We start from the raw sequence: 18520 nt of genomic DNA on the forward strand, positions 1-18520 counted from the left end.
GCGACGATTGTCGACAATCTAGGGGCCAGCGTTGAACGTCCGTAAGTGGCCCAGACTGTGTCAAAACGGGCGGCCACAAGAAATAACGAAACCGGCCTCATCGGACGTTGCAGCTTTTCGATTGCGACAAGCCGAACGAAACCCGGCGAACAGTTGCAAAGGTTCAACAACCCCATGCGGGCATCACGCCCGCATTGCCGTTATAAGCGTTTCCGAACCGAGTAACCGGATCACTCGCTTCATGTTGTACGCCAGCACGTGCAAGCTCATTTCAGTGCTCACTCGTTCGATGGTCCGCGTGAGGAAATGAGTGGCCCCCATCCATGCTTTGATCGTGCCGAAGGGATGCTCGACTGTCTGCCGCCGGGTCCGCATTATCTCAGGAGCATGATCAAGTCGCGCCTGCATTTCTTCAACAAGGGTCTCGTGCTCCCAGCGGGTCATACGCCGCTCAGTGCCCGGCGTGCATTTCTCTTTTAACGAGCACTGCTGGCAATTCGAACTCCAATACTTGCCCAGCTTCAGAGCACGCTCTACTGTCCAGCATCGCCAGATGAGCCGCTCACCGGCCGGACACCGATATTCGTTCGTTTCCGGGTTGTAAATAAAATCATCCCTGCTGAAACGGCCATGCGCCGTGGCGGTTGATGTCACCGTCTTTGCCACGAATACGGTGATGCCAGCTTCATGGCATGCAAGTATCTCTTCGCTCTTGTAGTAGCCTCGATCCGCGATCGCAGTGAGTTTGCCTACACCCATTTCCGTTCGGGCAAGCTTCGCCATCGACGTCAGTTGATCACGGTCAATGCCGTTGTTAGTCACCTCGTGCGCGACGATCAAATGGTGTTTCGTATCCACTGCCGTCTGGACGTTGTAGCCGACAACGCCGGTCCCACGCGTCTTCATCGAACGCGCGTCCGGGTCGGTAAGCGAAACCTGTTTGTCAGGTGTCGCGTTCAGTCGCACCTCGATCTCTTTGAGGCTTCGCATCTGCTCCTTCAAGGCCGCAATCTTGTCTTGCAGTCGCTCCGTCCTGACCTTCGCGATTGCCGGCTCCTGACGATCCGCTGTGTCCATTGCCTCGAGATAGCGAGCGATACTTGACTCGATGTCGCGCATGCGTCGTTCAAGCTTCGCGCTCGTGAAGTTACGGTCGCGGTGGTTCACCGCCTTGAACTTGCTGCCGTCAATCGCAACAATCGCTTCGGCGAAGAGGTCCAGACGCTGGCACAGCACGACGAACTGACGGCAGACGCTACGGATCGCTTTGCCGTTGTCTTTACGGAACCGCGCAATGGTCTTGAAGTCCGGTGCCAGGCGGCCCGTGAGCCACATCAGTTCGACGTTGCGCTGGGCCTCGCGTTCAAGGCGGCGGCTCGACTGAATACGGTTCAGGTAACCGTAGATATAGATCTTGAGCATCACCTCGGGGTGATACGACGGCCGACCAGTCAACGCTGGTTGGACTCCTTCAAACCCAAACTTATGAAGATCAAGCTCATCGACAAAGACATCAACTACGCGCACGGGATTTGTGTCCGTCACGTAGTCATCGAGCGCTTCAGGGAGCAGAGAGCTTTGTGTACGATTGTCGCCTTGAACGAACCGTTTCATGTTGCTCAACCCTTGCTATCGGATGGTAAATTTTAACGCGCCAAAATGCGTTTTGACACAGTCTGGGCCGCACTGAGCCGGATGACGACCGGCTCAGCTCGACCCGTTCGAGTCGCTCAGAACTCGTGCTCTACTGTCCGCTCCAGCGGGAGTATGAGACGTTCGCCGACGCCTCATCGGCCCGTCACTCCTTCACAGGACCATTGGAGACGGCGTCTGCGACCTGGGAAAGAGACTCAGTTTCGACAGGTTCGATGATGGCAACGAGACCAGTCTCTGATCGGGCATGGCGTTCAAATAAGGCTAGAAGTTCAGGGCGCAGTCCATCGCCGCGTTGTGCTGCGAGCGCATGAAACGAGAGAAATGGCAACATGGTCGAACTCCTTTTAATGAGGGAAAGGCGAGCGCTACGCCGATGACGGAATTGGCACTCCGGGCGCCCGCAAGATGTATGTGGTTCGAGCGCACCGTCCTTCGTCCGCCAGCCTCGGTTACTGTGCGATCGCATGGACAGGTTATGGCCGCGGATCAGCACAGGCACTCCGATTCTTGCTGTCTATTTCATCTCGCCCCCCCTGGCGCCGTCGCTTACGAACGACGCGCGTAGTGGCCATCGTCACCACAAGCCGCGTGTCGGTTTATCGAGTATTGCAGCAAGAAACGGGGGGCGGCTGACTGCTGACGCCAATATTGTTCAGACAGAGGGAGACGATTGCGCTTCCCTCTTTCAACCACAGTCAATGAGGAATTCACCATGTCCAGGGAAGATGACAACAAGGCCGTCGTGGGCCGCTGGTTCACCGATTTCTGGGGCAAGACATGCAACCTCGACATCGTCGACGAACTTGCTGCTCCTGACATGCTTCTTCAATACTCGCTGCACGAGGCGCGCCGTGGCCGCGAGGACATCAAGGCATTCATGACCGATTTCCGCCGAGCGTTTCCGGACCTCAACTTCTGGGGCGCCGCTGATCTCATCGCCGAGGGGGACTATGTAGTCGGCCGTTGGGAGGGTGGAGGCACACATACCGGTCCGGCATTCAGCGATTTCCTCATTGGATCGTTGCCGGCCGCGACCGGACGGAAAATGCGCTTCACTGGCACGACCGTGCTACGACTCAATGGTGGCAAGATCGTCGAAGAAATCGGGCTGGACGACGGCGTGACGGCGCTGCAACAACTTGGACTGCTCAAGGCAGCGTGATCGAAGGCACAGCGCTTCCGCAGTTTTTCAGCAATGCTGTGCGTATCTAACGCCATAACGGGCCGGGTGGACTGGCCTGTTCTATGGACATGGCGCTAACCGTGAAGGTCAGCTTCGCGGCAAAGAGGGGACGTTCGAAGCGACAAGGTTGATTGTCGCTTCCTGGCCGGACTCTGCCTGATGCGATTGGCTCAGTTCGACCTTGAGGAGACATTCAGCTTCCTCAATAAGAGACGTTCGTGCGGAGCTATCAAGGGTTACGCCTCGTCGCAATCTTATATCCAGGGCAACATCGGTTGGAGCGACCACGCAACGGCACGTTGCGTGGTAACGGGCAACCTCCGCGGGGACTAGCCCTGTTTAAGCAATTCCAAGGGCAATGTAGTCTTCGAAGCAGGAGGGCCTGTTACGATCAAATCGGGCAGGCGGTGTGGATCAACCCACTGCGCGCCCGATCAGGCAAAGTCGCGACACCCCTCCGTCCGGCAGAATATTGAAGCGCACATGGGTAACCGGCATGATCTGTTCAGGCGTGAACGAATGCACGCAGTCCATTGCCAGCTTCTGCTCGTCGAGCAACACGGACCAGAACATCGATTGGGTGATGAGCGATTCGTCGGTGCCTGCCGTGACGAATGCGCCTTGCAGCGAGCAACGGTCCGCGAAATTGCCTTTGAAATGCGCAGTGTCGACATCGATCCTGCTGATTTCACCTGGCACCGCAAGTTCGACGATGCACCAGTCACAGCCCGGTTCGCGACGTCGGCGGGTTTCCCAGCCTTCGCCCATGTTGGCCGCGCGCGTGGGCAAAAGCAGATTTGACGCAAGGCCGTAATGTTGGTTGTTTGCCGCGACGATCCGCGCGCCGTTCGTCGCTGACGCGAGATCGAGTTCGGCGTCAGGCGCGAGTTCGCGGCGCGGCCGGCCGAACACGCGCAATCGCGCGATACCGCCGTCCGGATAGATATTCAGGCGTACGTGGGTGTAAACCGCGCCCTCGGCCGCTTCGATTGCGCGAAAGTGATGCGCGTTGCCGCTCAGCGCCACCGCGGGCAGCACTTCGGTCCATTGCGCGCCGGCGGGCGGAATGTCGTCATCCGAGCGGCATGCGTCTATCGATGCCGCCGGAGGAAAGTTGCCGGTGAAATGGCTCGTGTCGATATCGACGCCCATCAGCTCACCCGCCGTGCCCAGCTTGACGATACAGAAATCGTGGCCGGTCACGCGCTTGCGACGCGATTCCCAGCCGTCCATCCATTTGCCGTTGTCATCGTATTTGCCGGGAATGAACACGGCCGGCTCCGGATCCAGCATGCGAGCCATCGGCGCGAAAAAATCATCGCTGGTAAGCACAGCATGTGCGCCCAGACGCGGGTCCGCGAGGTTGATGCCCGTGCGCGTAAAGGCAGGCGCGTTCGGGTCGAAAGTGGGAATCGCCATGTGTGTGAGCGTCTGTCCGAGATTGTTGAAATGATGAACGCTCAGGCGTCCGGAACCCACGATTGCGTGCCTTGCAGATCGGATGAAAAGTCGTCGAGCACGGCGATGTCAACCGGTTTCGGCATGTTGTCGCCTTGCCCCTGAATTTTGACGATGTCCTGTGGACACGCAGAAAACGCAACGAAGCAATCCATCTCAGCGCGCAGCGTGATGTACTCACCAGGCTTCGTCACGGTAGGCAACGTATGCAGCGTAATGCCGTCCGGTTGCACGCGGATATTCATGAAGATATTGAACGAAGCGAGGTTCTGGCGCGGCGGCGTCACGCCGAGTTCGAACATCCCTTCAAACATGTTGTCGCAACAGTTGCGGTGATAGCCGCGCACGCCGAGCAGTTCATAGCGTTTGCGATCGCAGGCCGCCATGAAGGTGTCATGGACGCCGGGCGTCGTGTCTTCCACGACGGTCAGCACCGGATTACGCTGGTTGGTCACAAAGCTGTCTCCAACCACCGGATTGAGCCGCTGGTTCCACACGCGCGTGGTCTCCATGCACATGTATTCGTTCAGGTCGTACGCGTTCCAGGCCCAGCAGTCCACGACTTGCGTACCATGGGTATTGATGACGCGCACGACCTGCCCCGCTTTCAGTCGGACTGCCTTGCCGTGGCCGGCGGGAATGGTTACTGTAGGGTGATCTGTATAGCTCATGAGCGTGAATTTTCCGGGGTAAAACGATAGAGAAATTGCTGGAGTCGCGGCGACGAGGGTGTATCGAGAACTTGCGCTGGCGGACCCTGTTCGACGATGCGTCCACCGTCCATAAAAATCACGCGATCCGCGACATCGCGCGCAAAGCCGATTTCGTGCGTGACGACGATCATCGTCGTATCGTTCGCGGCGAGTCCGCGCATCACGGCCAGGACTTCGCCGACCAGTTCGGGATCGAGCGCGCTGGTCGGTTCGTCGAACAGGATGACTTCCGGCGCCATCGCGAGCGTACGGGCAATGCCGACACGCTGCTGCTGACCGCCCGACAGGTTCGCGGGCATCGACGTGTGCTTGCCGCCCAGGCCGACCTGGCGCAGCGCTTCGACCGCGAGATCAGTGGCGGCGAGACGGTTCATCCGTTTGACCGACAGCAGTCCTTCCATCACGTTTTCGAGCGCCGTCATATGCGGCCACAGATTGAAACTCTGAAACACCATGCCGATGCGGCTGCGCTGCGCGCGTATCTCGCGCTCAGGACGCGGGCTGGTCGCGCCGTTCGGGTTCTCGCGCAGGCCGATCCGCTGGTCGCCGATCCAGATGGCGCCTTCGTCGGGCGGTGAAAGCCAGTTCAGGCAGCGCAGCAGCGTCGATTTTCCAGAGCCCGAAGGACCCAATACGCAGACCGTTTCGCCGCGCGCTACGGTTAGGTCGACGCCATCGAGGATGCGGTTCGCGCCGAACGACTTGACGATACCGCTCGCCTTCAACGTTACGGGGGGCGTGCTGTCGGATAGGTTCATGCTGATCACCGGGGCCGGGCGACCCGATGGGCGCGACCGAGACGGCGCTCCCAATGACGGGTCGAAAAGTGGATGACGGATGTCGCGGCCCAGTAGACCATCGCGACGACGAAATAGACTTCGAGGGGCGCGTACGTGTCTGACACGACGGCCTTCGCAGCGAACATGAATTCGTGCACAGAGATCACCGATAGCAACGCGGAATCTTTGACGAGGCCGATCAGCAGACCCGTCAGCGTTGGCAGCAGCAGCGGCAGCGCTTGCGGCGCGATGATGCGGCGCGCGATCGCAACCGGCGACATGCCGATCGCGACGCCTGCTTCGACGGTTCCAGCAGGCACGGCGGCAACAGCAGCCTGAATCACTTCTGCGACGTACGGGCCGTAATAGACCGCGAGCGTGACCGTGCCGACCAGCGGCGCGGGCAGCAGCACGCCGAAATCCGGCAATACGAAGAACATGACATACAGCAGCACGAGCAGCGGCAAGCCGAGCGTCAATGCCGTGTAGCCGCGAATCACCGCGGCCAGCCACGGACCGCCACGTCGCTGGCCGACCGTCAGCAGCACGCCGAGCACGCCCGACATAACTGCGCCGGCCGCACACAACCAGACCGTGCTGCCGAGTCCTGCTGCAAGCTCCGGCCAGTAGCCGGACAGAACGCCGAGATCGAAGGTCATCGCGCAACTCCGGTCGCAACCTGCTCGACGCCTGGCACGCGCGGCGAACGCTGTGCGCGGCGCGCGGCATAGATGACCGGCAACGCGACCGCCAGATAGCCCGCGCTGACCAGCAGCATCACTTGCGTCGACGTGTAGGTTCGCGCGATCACCATCTGTCCCGCATACGTTAGTTCGGTGACGGCGACGACCGATGCGAGCGGCGTGGTTTTCAACAGGATCGTGAATTCGTTGATGAGTGCGGGCAGACTGGCCTTCAGCATCTGTGGGAGCGCGATCCTCAACGCGATGCGCCACGGCGCCATACCGAGCGCAATCGCGGCTTCGTATTGACCAGGCGTGATCACCCGCAGATTGCCTCGCAGGATCTCAGCCGTGTAGGCGCCGCTATTCAGGCCGAGCGTGAGCGCGGCGGCCAGCATCGGACGGCCGCCCAGCCCGATCAGCGGCAACGCGAAGAACAGCACGAACAGTTGCACGAGGGCGGGTGTGCCACGCATGAAGCTGATATAGAGTCGCGCGGCCCAGCGCAACGGCGCAACGCGCGTAAGTTGCATCGCGAGCGCGAGATGACCGAACACGAGACTGCCGGTTGCGCCGAACAGCGTCAGTTCCACGGTCAGCAGCCAGCCGTCGATGAGTGTCGGCAGGCTGTGGATCACTTGCGGGTCAAAGCCCATCACGGCGGATTCCCGAAAATCAGGGTTGGTCGAGTTCTTCGATTGCAGACAGTTCGAGCGCGCCAGGCGCGTCGTTGCCGGGAATGCCGGTGCAGCAGGCCGACACAATGAACACCATGTCCGTCACCACCCGGCACGCGACGAAATCGCCGGCTCGGGTGACGTTGGGCAGCGGTTCGATGCGGCCATCCTGATGCAATGCCACGTGCATGAAAAGGTTGATCGGGTCGGGCATTTTGGGCGGCTTCAGGCCCAGCGTTTGAATCACCGCACTGACCGATTCGACGCAGCCGGTCTGTCCCGCGTGGCCCTGGTCCGCGAGATACGCGGTTGTCGATGCCGGGAGTAGCAGATCGTGTTTGCCGCTCGAATCCTTACCGAGCACCATCAGCGCGCGGCGGCGATTGCTGACGATCCGCATGCCCGCCTGCAGCACGTACGAATTGCTGAACACGCGTGTGTGATGAACCGACATGTACACGTCGTCGTTGATCCGGCTGAAGCCGAACATCGACGCGACCGCGCCCGGTTGTTTCGCCTCGATACGCAGGATCTGGCCAGCCTTGACGTCGATCGCGCGCGATTCGCCCGCAGGCACGGCGACGGTTTGCGGGGACAGCGGTGCGCGCGAAGGCGGTTCTTTGAGAAGCAGCATGTTGAGTCCGTTCAGGCGGCGACAGGCGTCGCGGGCAGGATGGAAATAGCGATGTCGGTAACCTTCAGGCCGTTGCCGGGAATGATGTCCTGAGGACACGACGACACTGCGCACACCAGATCTTCGAGCACGTCGAACGTAATGTAGTCGCCGGGCTTGCTGGTCGGATCGGTGACCTGCATCCGGCAATCCCGTGTGACCGGGCCGTTCTGAAACAGGTTGAACGGCTCCGGCACATCGAACGGCGACATCCCGTACAGCGCCAGACCCGCGTGCATGTTGTCGAGGCAGTTTCGATGCCCGGTCACGTTGAAATCGACCGTGAAACGCGTATCGTCACAAGCGGGCACGTTGGCATCGTGAATGCCGACGGTGTCTTCGACTACCCGCAACAAGGGGCGCCCCAGCGATGAATACAGTGCGTCGCCGACGTTGAAAAACAGCGTCCGAAGCTGGCGGCGCGTATGCGTCGGCGACAGCTTCTCGCCATGGTTCGACTTGACCACCGCGACAAAGTCGGCGGCCTGCTGCCCCTCGACGTCCATGATGGTCAACCGTTGACCCGCCTTCACTTCGAAGGTACGTCCGTGTCCTGCCTTGACGGTGAGAGTCTGTACTGGTTCTGTCATATGATTCGGTCTGCTCGATTTACTGCGCGGGGATGAAATCGGACGTCGGCGTATCGAAGGTCACGCCCAGGTTGGCCTTTTGCAGGCGCGCGAGTTCGCCGGACTTTTTCATTGCGAGGATCTGATCGCCGATCGCCTTGTTCAGACGCGTATCGTCCGGGCGGGTCGCCCAGGCAATCCATTGCGACGGGCCGAGCTCACCGGTCGATTTCAGCTTGCCCGGATTCTGTTTGATGACGCCCGCGAGCACGGTCATATCGTCGAACACGAAATCGACGCGACGCGTCATCAGTGCAGCCACTGTCTGATCGACGCTATCCACGCTGATCAGCTGGATCGGTGCAAGACCTTTGGCCTTCAGCGTCTCGTTGAACTGCTTGAGAATCTGTTCGGGCGCGCTCGCGCTCTTGACCGCAGCCGTCAGGCCAGCGAGAGACTCAATGGTGGCTGGCTGCGGAATCTTCCTGAAATCGGCGCGCACCAGAGCGCCGTTTACGGTCTTGCTGGTCGGCACTACGTACGCGAGACGCTTTGCGCGTTCGGAAGTTACGTTCAGCGCGGAACCTTCGACATCGAACGAATGCGCGAGCAGGCCCGGGATGATCCCGCTGAATGCCATGCGCTGATATTCGATCTTTACGCCCAGATGCTTAGCGACCGCAGCCATGACGGCCGGATCGAAACCGACGATGTTGTTGCTGGCGTCGGTGTATTCGTACGGCGCAAAGGTCGGATCGATCGCGACGGTCATCGTGCCGCGACTCTTGATGTCGTCGAGCGTATCGGCGTTCGCGGCTACCGAGTGGATCAATGCGCCGAACGGAAACAACGTGGCGAGGACAATGCTGGAGAGGCGGCGTTTTGACATCAGGGAACTCCCGTTGAGAGGTGCACGAAGCCACCGGAATGCATGATCCGTGCCAACCGTCGATGCGAGAAACATAGGTTTCACAAATCTAAGAGCAAAAACACATGTTTCTATGGTGAATAACAAGAAACACGCATTTCACATTCCACAGTCCGATTTATAATGACGTCATCGCGGGATGACAACTGACTGCACCTGCTGCGTGCAAGAGAACGGCAATGCACGTTCGCGGTGCCGACGTTGCACCACGGCGGGCGCTCCACTTACTCACAAGCATCGAAATGTCAAAAGCTCAAACGAAACAGGAAAAGCGCGCACCGCAGTCGATCGAAAGTCGCATCGCCGAATGCTATGACGAACTGTCCGAGATCGATCAACGGTTGGCCGATGTCATTCTGAGTGCGCCGGGGCAACTGGCGATGCAAACCGCCACGGAACTAGCGGCGACCGCGCAGGTGTCGAAAGCGACCACGACGCGTTTTTTTCAGAAGCTCGGATATACGTCTTATGACGATGCGCGTGCGATTGCGCGCGCGGCGCAGGTCGGCGGTTCGCCGTTGTATCTACAGGATAGGGGCCGCAAGAGCGCGAGTACGAAACTCGACGACGTGATTCAGGCGCATTTGCAGCACGAGGTCGAGAATCTGGCGCGCACGTACCGGTCGCTCGATACGCGGGTGCTGAGCGAGGTGGTCGAAGCAGTTGCGCACGCGCGGCGCGTGGTGATCATTGGGTATCGGCATAGTCATACGGTGGCCACAATGATCAGGCGTGAACTGATTCAGGTGCGCTCCGACGTGATGTTGTTGCCTGCGCCGGGCGACACCATGGGCGAATATCTCGGCGACCTGGCCGCGAAGGATGTCGCAATCATCGTCGGTTTGCGGCGCCGTGTGCCGGCGGTCGGTCTTGCCGCAGTTGCACTCGCCGAGGCCGGCGTACCGATTGTGTATATGTCGGACGTCATTGCGGGGAAGCCGGCGCGATTGGCGCGCTGGGTGATCCGTTGCCACACGGATGGCCTGATGCTGTTCGACAGCAACGTCGGCATGACGGCGGTGGTCAATCTGATCTGCTCACTGGTTGCCGAACGCCTGCTCGAACGGGGCAGCAACCATTTACAGCGGGTCGAAATATTGCACGAGAGTTTGCGCGAGTTCGAGTGAAAACGTAGAGATTTTTCTAAAGAGCCTGACGCACCTGGTAGGCAGAGGTGATGCTCGAGCAATGTTGGAGGGATGAACACCGATTGTTGACGATTTTCGTAGCTTGTCGAACGTCTCAAGCTGGCCGAACCCGGAAGTACGCGGTCAGGCTAAGCAGCAGTGGCCGCGGCCGAATGCCAAACTTCCGTACCCGACCCTGAGCCGTCATTCGGGTCACCTTGTCGGCAACGACCGCTTTCCAATTCCGAACGGACATCCGCCCCCATCACGTCTGCCGTACGGGCGCTCGCAGCCGGCGGGTCGCTACCGGCCATCATGCCCTCGCTCAGAAGCACCAACTGAATCTCGATCAGATCACCAGCACGCGTTCAGCGATGCGCGTGGCCGCTGTGACTTTGTCGTGACGCGCCGCTATTTGAACTTGACGAGATCCTTGAAGATCAGTTCAGCCCAGGTATTCCCCTTGGCCTGGACGAGCAAGCCGCCATCTTTGAGCGGTCCTAGCGCAATCGGCGCGAAACCGAGTTGTTCGGCCAGAACCGCGACCGGTGCCATCGCATTTTTGTCATCGCTCGACAAAAACACGACGCGGCTGCCGCCATTCACGCTCGGATCAGCGGCCAGAACGGCAGCGGGCAGATGGTTAAAGCCCTTTACGAACCTGGCGCCGGCAAACGCTTTGGCGACAACTACGGACGACGGTTGCCCCTCCAGGTCTTCAACGGGAACACCAAAAGCATTTGTCGTGTCGATGATCGTCTTGCCCTGCCAGGTTGTGATCTGCTTCGCGACTTCGCGATGTTCCCAAAACGGAACCGCCAGGAAGATCGTGTCGGACGCGATTGCATCCTGCAACGTCCTGGGGACAACGGTGGGGCCGATCGCTCGTGCCTGCTGCATCAACGTCTCGGGAGGGCGCCGGCTGGCGACGGTCACATCGATGTTCTTTCTTGCAAACGCTTGGGCGAGTGCCTGGCCTACCGCGCCAAAGCCAATAATCGAATAGCTCATGCGAACTCTCCATTCAGTATTTGTAAGGAATCCATATTTATCGATACAGATCGGATCATTTTCGTCGAGTTGACAGGTCCTTCTACACGCTTTTCGGCGCGATTTCAGATGGCCGAGAAGCCGCCGTCGACAGACAACTCCACCCCATTCACGAAGCTCGAATCGTCTGAAGCAAGAAACAGCGCGACCGTCGCAATTTCCTCAGGACGACCCATCTTTCCCCGCGGTATCAGGGATTCGAACATCCGCTTCGCCTCCTCGGTAAGAACCTGGTCCTGCATCGGTGTGGCGATCGGCCCCGGGCTCAGCACGTTCACCCGGATATTCCTGCCCCTCAGTTCGTTAAGCCAGGTGCGTGCGAATGAGCGCAACGCCGCCTTGCTCGCCGAATACACGCCATAACCAGGAAAACCTTTCACCGAAGCAACTGACCCGGTCATGAAGATCGATCCACCATCGTTGAACAGCGGCAACGCCTTCTGAACCGCAAACAGCGTTCCGCGCGTATTCAGACTGAAGGTCGCATCGAAGTGCTGCTCGGTAATCTCGCCCAGAGGGACGGCTTCTCCCGTGCCTGCGCTCGCGAACAGGATGTCGATCTTGCCCTTTTCTCGCTTGACTGTATCGAACAGGCGGTCGAGGTCGCCTAGATTGGCCGCGTCGCCGCGCACCCCCGTCACGTTCCGGCCAATCAGCTTGACGGCCTCGTCGAGCGCCTCCTGCCTCCGGCCCGTGATGAAAACATAGGCGCCTTCTTCAACGAACCGCTTGGCGCTCGCCAGTGCCATGCCGCTCGATCCACCCGTGATGACTGCAACCTTACCCTCAAGCTTTCCCATGACTTCTCCTTTCGTGGTGCCGGACTGCGTCTCTGTTCCAATTTGCACACATGTGCGGTATCTTGTGGATCACTGATCCAGATACGAATTCATTATATACGGATCACCGATCCGGTTGTCAAGGAAACCCGTGCGAGCCGACGCCAGAAAAAATTACAGCCATCTACTTGCGGTCGCGCGCGACGTCGTCACAGAGCATGGTGCCGACGCGTCCATGCGAGATATCGCCCGCCGGGCCAACGTCGGGTTGGCCACGCTGTTTCGCCATTTCCCGACACGAGAAGCCTTGTTCGAAGCGTTGCTGCGCATGAACGTGGACGAACTGATACAGCAGGCAGCCGAACTCGAAACGTCGAATCCACCTGACGAAGCGCTGGTGTCCTGGTTTCGCGAAGGGCTTGCATTCGTTCATACCTATAACGGTATTTGCGCCTTGTTTGCGACCGCGCACGCGGACCCGGACTCCGCGCTTCACGCTTCGAGCACAGCGCTGCGTTCAGCGGGCGCGCGACTACTGCTCCGCGCTCAAACCGAGGGAACGGCGCGCGCCGATATGGATGGGGTCGACCTGTTCGCCCTGATGTCGGCGCTCGGCTGGCTCGCCGGCCAGCCCGCATTCGCGTCACGGGGGGATCATCTCTTTCATGTTATTACGAGCGCCATCCTGACAAATCGGCCTGGCAACGATATCAAGAAGGCAACGTAACAGCGTGCAACGCATTGTTGTCTGCACTGCGCCGGATGGCGTCCGCTATGACCGGCGCCGGCGATCCTATGCACAAAAGTCTTGGCAAAGGTGACGAATGCAGTTGATCGTGTCGGGAGTTTTGAGCGGCTGTTGACGAAGGCGATGAGACGTTGGAGCGGCTGATCTGTCTCACTACCCAGCGACCGCGCATGGCCGATCAGGGATCGGCACAACCCTACGGTGAAATAGGCTCGCTATGTTGCTTCGTCGCCGTCGTCCACACGCAACCGCTCATATTGCATGCGATGGCATGCAATATGAGCGGCCGATGTGAGTCGCCAGTAGCCCAGAGCCTCCTGTCACGACCGGCTACTTTCCGGTTTAACGGATAACCCGCTTGACGATCTGCTTCGCGAACGCATCTGTCAGGGGCTCCCGCGAAAACCAGCGGCGATAAAAAAGCGAGCCCGTAAGCGCCGCGATCAGCATGGCAGCATCCGTGTTCTTCGGCAGTTCTCCCTTGCGCACCGCCCGCTGGATGACGACCTCAAAAGGCATCGAATAACCCCGTTGAAGTTTGCTGTACATATCGGCGATGTCGGGGTCCCGCTCGGCGGCATCAATGATCGAAGGCAGCACTGAGGTCCATTTGGCTGACCGCAGCAGCTTCGCGAGACTTGTCATCAGCGCCGTGACGTCGCTCTCGAAGTCTCCGGTGTCTGGTACGTCTTGAGGCGTGCTGAGCGTCGAGCAGGCATCTCGCAGCAGGTCAGCCCGGGTTGGCCAGTGCCGATAGATCGTGGTCTTCGCGACGCCCGAGCGACGCGAGATTTCATCGACGCTCGCGCCACTAAGGCCACGTTCGAAGAGTAATTCTGCCGTGACGCCAAGCACGGTCGCCCGCGAGCGGCGGACCCTTTCGTCGAGCGCCTCGACGTCAGGCTCAGCAACAGCCGGCGCGCCTGGTTCGGTGACTGTGGTTTTCTTTCGCATGAGCAGAAATAAGGTAGACAAGATACGATACGCTACTGTAGCGTATCGTACGTTCAAGGGCAATCACACCCTTGTTCAATTTTCCCACTTCACGCAAAAGGTGGTTGTTATGAAATTCGCTTCCACGCGGCTCATTGCCCGCGACATCAAAACCCTCGTCAGCTTTTACGAGAAGGTGACGGGCCAACAGGCGGAATGGCTGGCGCCCGTATTCGCAGAAATCGTCACTCCGGCGGCAACGCTTGCGATCGGCGCCGCCGAGACCGTGGCGTTATTCAAGGAAGGAAGCGCTGAGCCCGCCTCCAATCGCACCGCTATCGTGGAGTTCCAGGTCGAAGACGTAGATGCCGAGTTCGCAAGGCTGAAAGATGAAGTGCCCGTGGTGCACGAGCCGAAGATGATGCCTTGGGGCAACCGCGCGGCTCAGTTCCGCGACCCCGAAGGGACGCTCGTGGGCATGTACACGCCCGTGACCGACGCCGCGAAGCAGCGGTTCGGCGCCCGCTGAGCGAATGTGAAAGGGAATTGGCGTCCGCCTCCGGCCTGCCCTCGTTACCTTATCGTGCCCCCCGCCGCGAGGCTGCGGTGGCCGCTTCTGAGTCAGGAGCCACACCGCGATCGCTACTGCGGCGCCAGCGATCCGAACCAGCAGGATACGGTAACGCCCCCAACCATCAGATAGTCACCGCCAGTAATGAAGGCAATTTTTCCTGCGATGTTTTCTGACATGACGGTCCTTCCCCGTGCCAACTGGCATGTTGTATAGATGGGAGTTATTTACCGACGCGCGCCTGCAGATGTGCGGGTGCTGTCCGACTGGTGCCCGTCGTTCTCTGGTTTTCATCTGTACTATCCCAGCCGCCACCAGCCGACTCCTGCGTTCGTCGTCGTTGCTAATGCGCTGCGTCATCCGACGCATTCTGCACATCGGTGACTTCAAGCTTCATTCAGATTATCAGCGATTGAGGATGGGCAATTGAAAGGCTGCTTTGGACCGCTCACAGCCTGACTGCGATCGACGGCAGCGGACCCATAGCTGGGCGCTCGAAACGCCCAGCAGACCGCCGAATACGGACGCTCAACGTTTGACATGAGACGCGGCCAGCCTCGCGCGTCCGCTCGATGGAAGGGTTAGGCCTCGGGCTGGTGGCAAACCACTTCGATGTTGTGCCCGTCCGGCGCAATGACAAAAGCTGCATAGTAGTTCGCGTGGTAGTGCGGGCGCAGACCAGGCGCACCATTGTCTTTGCCGCCCGCCTCCAGAGCCGCGCGATAGAAAGCGTCGACTTGCTGGCGATTCCCGGCCGTAAACGCCAGGTGCAGATGCGCCGGCTTCTCCTCGGTCTGGTACAGGCACAATGACGCCTTGCCCTGTGGGCTAAGCTCGACACCGTACGTCGGCGACCCCTCCGAGACAACAGCTACGCCAAGCGGTTCGAGTGCCTTGAGGAAAAACGCTTTGCTCGCTGCATAGTCGCTGACTCCGAATTTGACGTGGTCAAACATGAGTTCTCCTGAGGTGTATGGACCTGTGCAAGTCCTAACGTGATTTAGAGATCACCGCGATGTTGCCACACGTAGCCACAAGTAGCCACCGGTGGCAGTCGGGCTATGGCATCCGCACGATGCAGTTCGGTCTGGCGAAGACAGGGTCGCCAAGCGGTCGATGCACTAGACGAGCCGGCCGCAAGAACCAGGACGACACTCTTGACTTTCCTTGGAATCGACCTTGGAACCTCCGAGGTAAAAGCGCTACTCACTGACGACGAATCGCACACGATCGCCACCGGCAATGCACGACTTGAAGTCGAGCAAATTCACCCCCACGGGTCCGAACAGAGCCCGCAGGCATGGTGGCACGCCACACTCGATGCCATCGCGCAGCTACGGGCGTCCAATCCCGCTGGCCTTTCGGCGCTACGCGGCATTGGGCTATCCGGACAGAGGCATGGCGCGACCCTGCTTGATCGCGCCGGTCAGGTGTTACGCCCGGCGATCCTGTGGAACGGCACTCGGGCGTTTGCCGAATATGTGGAGCTCGAAGCACTGGTGCCCGAATCGCGCTCGATTACCGGCAACCTCGCGATGCCGGGTTTCACCGCGCCGAAACTGCTCTGGCTGTCTAAATACGAACCGGCCGTGTTCCGCGCCGCGCACAAGGTCCTGTTGCCGAAGGACTACGTGGCGTGGCGGCTAACTGGCGAGTTCGTCTCCGACATGTCCGATGCGTCGGGCATGCTGTGGCTCGACGTTGCAAAGCGTGACTGGTCGGACAGGATGCTCTCCGCAACCGGCCTTTCGCGTGAGCACATGCCGAGGCTGGTGGAAGGCAGCGAGGCTGGCCGTGACGAAGGAGAAGGTCGCGCAGGTGTGTACGTCTCCGGCAACGATCGAGGTATGCGAGCCCGACGCAGAACAGTGGTCGCTGATCGGGGATCGGCTTGCGCGATATTGCAGGATATATGCGGCGCTTAAAGACGAGTTTTCCAGATGAGTGACCGCTGTCTGGGCGGCCAAAGCAGTCATTCAACCTATGGATGCTGCGACTGGTTTCGGATGTCCGCCTTCGACAGACGCGATCAACCGGTTGAATCCAAGACCCTGAGCGGTCGGTCGCGCTCCGGTGAAGCCGCCATTCACACTCGGTGACGGGTGTACCGGTTCGCCACTGGCTACGCTTCCGGAGCGTGGATGCGCTTCCGGCGCGTGGATGCGCTCCATTTTCAATGCCAGCCCTCCTGTATCACGCGGGTGAATGCAACTGTGTTGGTAACAGAAAAGTCACTGTACATATCAAACGAAGGGCCTCGCCGTCAGAAGGTTCGATGGACCTATTGAGCCTGAAGTCGGGTTGATTCACGGTGGAGGCGCCACTAACCGGCGATGGCGCACCTCGATGCGGCTTGATAGTTACCTGACGAAGCTCGTCGCCCATCGCCAGCTCCCCGAGAACGGCACGGTGGCCATAACTATCGCTGGATACGACATTTCGACTGATGCAGGGCGCCTCGACCCGCAGTCGTCACCCTAGTCGCCGCGAAGCGACCCTTATCCATGCCCTGTCACGACCTTTTTCGTCGCGTGATAGCCGTGCCTTGTTGCATCGGCAACGGCATGGCCGGCCTTCTTCGTACCGCGGCCGACCGCGTGCGCGGCATCGCGCACAGCATGCCCGCTCTTCTTGCCTGCCGTCTTGACATCGTTCTTGAACTCGTGGGCGCCTGTAGCCACGCTCGCATGCGCCAGCGGGCTGAGAACCGCCAGCATGAGCAGAATGATCGAAATTCTCGTCTTCTTCATCATTTTGATTTTCCCACATAAGATTGGTACGCACGATAGCCAGCCGTACGGCTTGAGAACGCCGCTCGCACCCAGTATGACGCCGCCACGCCCGCGGGTCATCAGACGCCCACTAATGAATGGCGAGAAACTAAACGCACCTCAATTCCCGAATCGGCCGCACGCGCCCCTGAGTGAACGAACAAACGTGCGCCAAAGCAGCCGGTCGGTCGTCACGCGCTTGCTACGTAAGATTCAATCCCCCATCCGAGAGCAGAATTTCACCCGTCAGATAATTTGAGGCGACCAGGAATGCAACAGCCTGAGCAATATCCTCGGGACTAGCGGCCCGGCGCATAGGCGCCCGCTCTTTCCAAAGTTGCTGCGCCTGTGTCCACTCCGCCGTGAGAGGCGTATCTACCAAGCCAGGGGCGACAGCATTTACGCGGATATCCGGGGCAAGCGAAAGAGCGAGCAGGCGGGTCACGTGGTTTAACGCTGCCTTGGTCGCTGCGTAAGGAATGGACGCCCCCTTTGGTCGGACGCCCGCATGTGAACTTACGTTTACGACGCAACCCGGACTTCCTCGTGCGGCGGCTTCACGGAGCGCGGATTGCGCTTCGGCTACCAGGTGAAACGGGGCAATGACATTGACTTCATGCAGCTCCCGCCATACGTCCGGCGTCGCCGCTGCCAGATCTGCATGAGGGATAACGCGGCTGATCCCGGCGTTATTGACCAGGACGTCGAGTCGGCCCCATACGGCAATCGCTTCGCGGATGAGCCTCACTCTGTCCGCGTCATCGGACAAATCCGCTTGCACGTATGCTGCCGATCCGAGTTCACGCGCCAACGCATGACCCGCTTCGGCCGAACTTCGCGAATGCAGGACGATTGAGAATCCGTCCATGGAGAGTCGCCGCGCGATCGCGGCACCAATGCCAGAAGTCGAGCCAGTGACAAGAGCGACAGGGGACGGATTTTTCATGGAGCCGCTGAGATGCCGTGTAAGGTTTGTTTGGACTGGCGGAGGTTGTACGCATGGCCCTGGACCGGATGACCGTAAAGGTCGATCGATGACGGGTCCGCCGATTGTCGACGATATAGGCGGCTGTGTCGAACAGCTCAAACTGGCCGCACTCTGCCTGATGCGATTAGCTCAGTTCGACCCGGAGCGCCCAATCGACCCGCCTCAAAGCAGCCGTTCGCTCGCAGACGTACTCGACGCATATTTCCAGATCGTCCACAATCTTGCCAATTCGTT

20 protein-coding genes and 2 pseudogenes are annotated in these 18520 nt (G+C 59.6%); 6 read left to right on the forward strand and 16 right to left on the reverse strand.

Going from position 1 to position 18520, the window contains the following annotated elements:
• Positions 1 to 183: 183 nt before the first annotated feature.
• On the reverse strand, positions 184 to 1614 hold the full coding sequence (locus tag ACUN0E_RS04815) for an IS1182 family transposase (protein WP_445565184.1): 1431 nt from the start codon (positions 1612 to 1614) through the stop codon (positions 184 to 186).
• A gap of 184 nt (positions 1615 to 1798) precedes the next feature.
• The gene (locus ACUN0E_RS04820) at positions 1799 to 1987 is read right to left on the reverse strand and encodes a hypothetical protein (RefSeq protein ID WP_445565813.1); all 189 of its coding nucleotides are present in this window, start codon (positions 1985 to 1987) and stop codon (positions 1799 to 1801) included.
• A 381-nt stretch (positions 1988 to 2368) separates the two neighbouring features.
• Between ACUN0E_RS04820 and ACUN0E_RS04825 the strand changes: the two genes are divergently transcribed.
• The gene (locus ACUN0E_RS04825) at positions 2369 to 2818 is read left to right on the forward strand and encodes an ester cyclase (RefSeq protein WP_172315108.1); all 450 of its coding nucleotides are present in this window, start codon (positions 2369 to 2371) and stop codon (positions 2816 to 2818) included.
• A 435-nt stretch (positions 2819 to 3253) separates the two neighbouring features.
• On the opposite strand, the gene alc is transcribed toward ACUN0E_RS04825, so the two are convergent.
• The 8 genes from alc to ACUN0E_RS04865 are packed head-to-tail and all read right to left on the reverse strand — an operon-like array spanning position 3254 to position 9280.
• Positions 3254 to 4258 (reverse strand): allantoicase, encoded by a 1005-nt coding sequence (gene alc / locus ACUN0E_RS04830; RefSeq protein WP_445570384.1) that lies wholly within the window; start codon positions 4256 to 4258, stop codon positions 3254 to 3256.
• 41 nt (positions 4259 to 4299) lie between these two features.
• Positions 4300 to 4968 carry a DUF1989 domain-containing protein gene (locus ACUN0E_RS04835; RefSeq protein ID WP_445565814.1) on the reverse strand — a complete coding sequence of 223 codons (669 nt, stop codon included), beginning with the start codon at positions 4966 to 4968 and terminating at the stop codon, positions 4300 to 4302.
• A complete protein-coding gene (locus ACUN0E_RS04840; RefSeq protein ID WP_408196449.1) occupies positions 4965 to 5768 on the reverse strand; it encodes an amino acid ABC transporter ATP-binding protein in 804 nt (267 codons plus the stop codon). Before ACUN0E_RS04840 ends, ACUN0E_RS04835 begins: the two co-directional genes overlap by 4 nt.
• A 5-nt stretch (positions 5769 to 5773) precedes the next feature.
• The gene (locus ACUN0E_RS04845; RefSeq protein ID WP_408305922.1) at positions 5774 to 6448 is read right to left on the reverse strand and encodes an amino acid ABC transporter permease; all 675 of its coding nucleotides are present in this window, start codon (positions 6446 to 6448) and stop codon (positions 5774 to 5776) included.
• Complete coding sequence (locus tag ACUN0E_RS04850) at positions 6445 to 7128, reverse strand: amino acid ABC transporter permease (RefSeq protein ID WP_408196685.1); 684 nt, start codon at positions 7126 to 7128, stop codon at positions 6445 to 6447. The genes ACUN0E_RS04845 and ACUN0E_RS04850 overlap by 4 nt, the downstream gene beginning before the upstream one ends.
• Before the next feature lie 19 nt (positions 7129 to 7147).
• The gene (locus ACUN0E_RS04855; RefSeq protein ID WP_445565815.1) at positions 7148 to 7783 is read right to left on the reverse strand and encodes an urea carboxylase-associated family protein; all 636 of its coding nucleotides are present in this window, start codon (positions 7781 to 7783) and stop codon (positions 7148 to 7150) included.
• A gap of 11 nt (positions 7784 to 7794) precedes the next feature.
• Entirely contained in the window at positions 7795 to 8412 is a 618-nt protein-coding gene (locus ACUN0E_RS04860; RefSeq protein WP_408241465.1) for a DUF1989 domain-containing protein, read from the reverse strand.
• Between the two features lie 19 nt (positions 8413 to 8431).
• A complete protein-coding gene (locus ACUN0E_RS04865) occupies positions 8432 to 9280 on the reverse strand; it encodes a transporter substrate-binding domain-containing protein (protein WP_445565816.1) in 849 nt (282 codons plus the stop codon).
• A gap of 281 nt (positions 9281 to 9561) precedes the next feature.
• Between ACUN0E_RS04865 and ACUN0E_RS04870 the strand changes: the two genes are divergently transcribed.
• Positions 9562 to 10446, forward strand: coding sequence for a MurR/RpiR family transcriptional regulator (locus tag ACUN0E_RS04870; RefSeq protein WP_445565817.1), 885 nt, complete (start codon positions 9562 to 9564; stop codon positions 10444 to 10446).
• Between the two features lie 411 nt (positions 10447 to 10857).
• Here the strand turns inward: ACUN0E_RS04870 and ACUN0E_RS04875 are convergent, their stop codons facing one another.
• Both ACUN0E_RS04875 and ACUN0E_RS04880 read right to left on the reverse strand, forming a co-directional pair.
• Positions 10858 to 11457 carry an NADPH-dependent F420 reductase gene (locus ACUN0E_RS04875; protein WP_408337748.1) on the reverse strand — a complete coding sequence of 200 codons (600 nt, stop codon included), beginning with the start codon at positions 11455 to 11457 and terminating at the stop codon, positions 10858 to 10860.
• A gap of 104 nt (positions 11458 to 11561) precedes the next feature.
• On the reverse strand, positions 11562 to 12296 hold the full coding sequence (locus ACUN0E_RS04880) for an SDR family NAD(P)-dependent oxidoreductase (RefSeq protein ID WP_408508427.1): 735 nt from the start codon (positions 12294 to 12296) through the stop codon (positions 11562 to 11564).
• Between the two features lie 130 nt (positions 12297 to 12426).
• Between ACUN0E_RS04880 and ACUN0E_RS04885 the strand changes: the two genes are divergently transcribed.
• Positions 12427 to 13002 (forward strand): TetR/AcrR family transcriptional regulator, encoded by a 576-nt coding sequence (locus ACUN0E_RS04885; protein ID WP_408337752.1) that lies wholly within the window; start codon positions 12427 to 12429, stop codon positions 13000 to 13002.
• Positions 13003 to 13365: 363 nt separating this feature from the next.
• Here the strand turns inward: ACUN0E_RS04885 and ACUN0E_RS04890 are convergent, their stop codons facing one another.
• Positions 13366 to 14034 (reverse strand): TetR/AcrR family transcriptional regulator, encoded by a 669-nt coding sequence (locus ACUN0E_RS04890; protein WP_408388307.1) that lies wholly within the window; start codon positions 14032 to 14034, stop codon positions 13366 to 13368.
• 52 nt (positions 14035 to 14086) lie between these two features.
• On the opposite strand from ACUN0E_RS04890, the gene ACUN0E_RS04895 reads away from it, so the two are divergent.
• Positions 14087 to 14485: a VOC family protein gene (locus ACUN0E_RS04895; protein ID WP_408241486.1), complete on the forward strand. Its 399-nt coding sequence runs from the start codon at positions 14087 to 14089 to the stop codon at positions 14483 to 14485.
• Between the two features lie 291 nt (positions 14486 to 14776).
• Positions 14777 to 14911: pseudogene (locus ACUN0E_RS04900) on the forward strand (LysR substrate-binding domain-containing protein); the annotation flags it as partial.
• 197 nt (positions 14912 to 15108) lie between these two features.
• Here the strand turns inward: ACUN0E_RS04900 and ACUN0E_RS04905 are convergent.
• Positions 15109 to 15483 (reverse strand): VOC family protein, encoded by a 375-nt coding sequence (locus ACUN0E_RS04905; protein WP_408337756.1) that lies wholly within the window; start codon positions 15481 to 15483, stop codon positions 15109 to 15111.
• 201 nt (positions 15484 to 15684) lie between these two features.
• Between ACUN0E_RS04905 and ACUN0E_RS04910 the strand changes: the two are divergent.
• Positions 15685 to 16317 (forward strand): annotated as a pseudogene (locus tag ACUN0E_RS04910) (FGGY family carbohydrate kinase); the annotation flags it as partial.
• 708 nt (positions 16318 to 17025) lie between these two features.
• Here the strand turns inward: ACUN0E_RS04910 and ACUN0E_RS04915 are convergent.
• Both ACUN0E_RS04915 and ACUN0E_RS04920 read right to left on the reverse strand, forming a co-directional pair.
• Positions 17026 to 17277 carry a hypothetical protein gene (locus tag ACUN0E_RS04915; RefSeq protein WP_408508459.1) on the reverse strand — a complete coding sequence of 84 codons (252 nt, stop codon included), beginning with the start codon at positions 17275 to 17277 and terminating at the stop codon, positions 17026 to 17028.
• A 223-nt stretch (positions 17278 to 17500) separates the two neighbouring features.
• Positions 17501 to 18244 (reverse strand): SDR family NAD(P)-dependent oxidoreductase, encoded by a 744-nt coding sequence (locus ACUN0E_RS04920; RefSeq protein ID WP_408241492.1) that lies wholly within the window; start codon positions 18242 to 18244, stop codon positions 17501 to 17503.
• Positions 18245 to 18520: the final 276 nt, after the last annotated feature.

The organism is Paraburkholderia sp. D1E (assembly GCF_052682275.1).

What these genes read in the sequence shown, in the direction of transcription:
- ACUN0E_RS04815 (WP_445565184.1), bottom strand. Translation starts at nt 1,614, where the DNA reads ATGAAACGGTTCGTTCAAGGCGACAATCGTACACAAAGCTCTCTGCTC.
- ACUN0E_RS04820 (WP_445565813.1), bottom strand. Translation starts at nt 1,987, where the DNA reads ATGTTGCCATTTCTCTCGTTTCATGCGCTCGCAGCACAACGCGGCGAT.
- ACUN0E_RS04825 (WP_172315108.1), top strand. Translation starts at nt 2,369, where the DNA reads ATGTCCAGGGAAGATGACAACAAGGCCGTCGTGGGCCGCTGGTTCACC.
- alc (WP_445570384.1), bottom strand. Translation starts at nt 4,258, where the DNA reads ATGGCGATTCCCACTTTCGACCCGAACGCGCCTGCCTTTACGCGCACG.
- ACUN0E_RS04835 (WP_445565814.1), bottom strand. Translation starts at nt 4,968, where the DNA reads ATGAGCTATACAGATCACCCTACAGTAACCATTCCCGCCGGCCACGGC.
- ACUN0E_RS04840 (WP_408196449.1), bottom strand. Translation starts at nt 5,768, where the DNA reads ATGAACCTATCCGACAGCACGCCCCCCGTAACGTTGAAGGCGAGCGGT.
- ACUN0E_RS04845 (WP_408305922.1), bottom strand. Translation starts at nt 6,448, where the DNA reads ATGACCTTCGATCTCGGCGTTCTGTCCGGCTACTGGCCGGAGCTTGCA.
- ACUN0E_RS04850 (WP_408196685.1), bottom strand. Translation starts at nt 7,128, where the DNA reads ATGGGCTTTGACCCGCAAGTGATCCACAGCCTGCCGACACTCATCGAC.
- ACUN0E_RS04855 (WP_445565815.1), bottom strand. Translation starts at nt 7,783, where the DNA reads ATGCTGCTTCTCAAAGAACCGCCTTCGCGCGCACCGCTGTCCCCGCAA.
- ACUN0E_RS04860 (WP_408241465.1), bottom strand. Translation starts at nt 8,412, where the DNA reads ATGACAGAACCAGTACAGACTCTCACCGTCAAGGCAGGACACGGACGT.
- ACUN0E_RS04865 (WP_445565816.1), bottom strand. Translation starts at nt 9,280, where the DNA reads ATGTCAAAACGCCGCCTCTCCAGCATTGTCCTCGCCACGTTGTTTCCG.
- ACUN0E_RS04870 (WP_445565817.1), top strand. Translation starts at nt 9,562, where the DNA reads ATGTCAAAAGCTCAAACGAAACAGGAAAAGCGCGCACCGCAGTCGATC.
- ACUN0E_RS04875 (WP_408337748.1), bottom strand. Translation starts at nt 11,457, where the DNA reads ATGAGCTATTCGATTATTGGCTTTGGCGCGGTAGGCCAGGCACTCGCC.
- ACUN0E_RS04880 (WP_408508427.1), bottom strand. Translation starts at nt 12,296, where the DNA reads ATGGGAAAGCTTGAGGGTAAGGTTGCAGTCATCACGGGTGGATCGAGC.
- ACUN0E_RS04895 (WP_408241486.1), top strand. Translation starts at nt 14,087, where the DNA reads ATGAAATTCGCTTCCACGCGGCTCATTGCCCGCGACATCAAAACCCTC.
- ACUN0E_RS04905 (WP_408337756.1), bottom strand. Translation starts at nt 15,483, where the DNA reads ATGTTTGACCACGTCAAATTCGGAGTCAGCGACTATGCAGCGAGCAAA.
- ACUN0E_RS04915 (WP_408508459.1), bottom strand. Translation starts at nt 17,277, where the DNA reads ATGAAGAAGACGAGAATTTCGATCATTCTGCTCATGCTGGCGGTTCTC.
- ACUN0E_RS04920 (WP_408241492.1), bottom strand. Translation starts at nt 18,244, where the DNA reads ATGAAAAATCCGTCCCCTGTCGCTCTTGTCACTGGCTCGACTTCTGGC.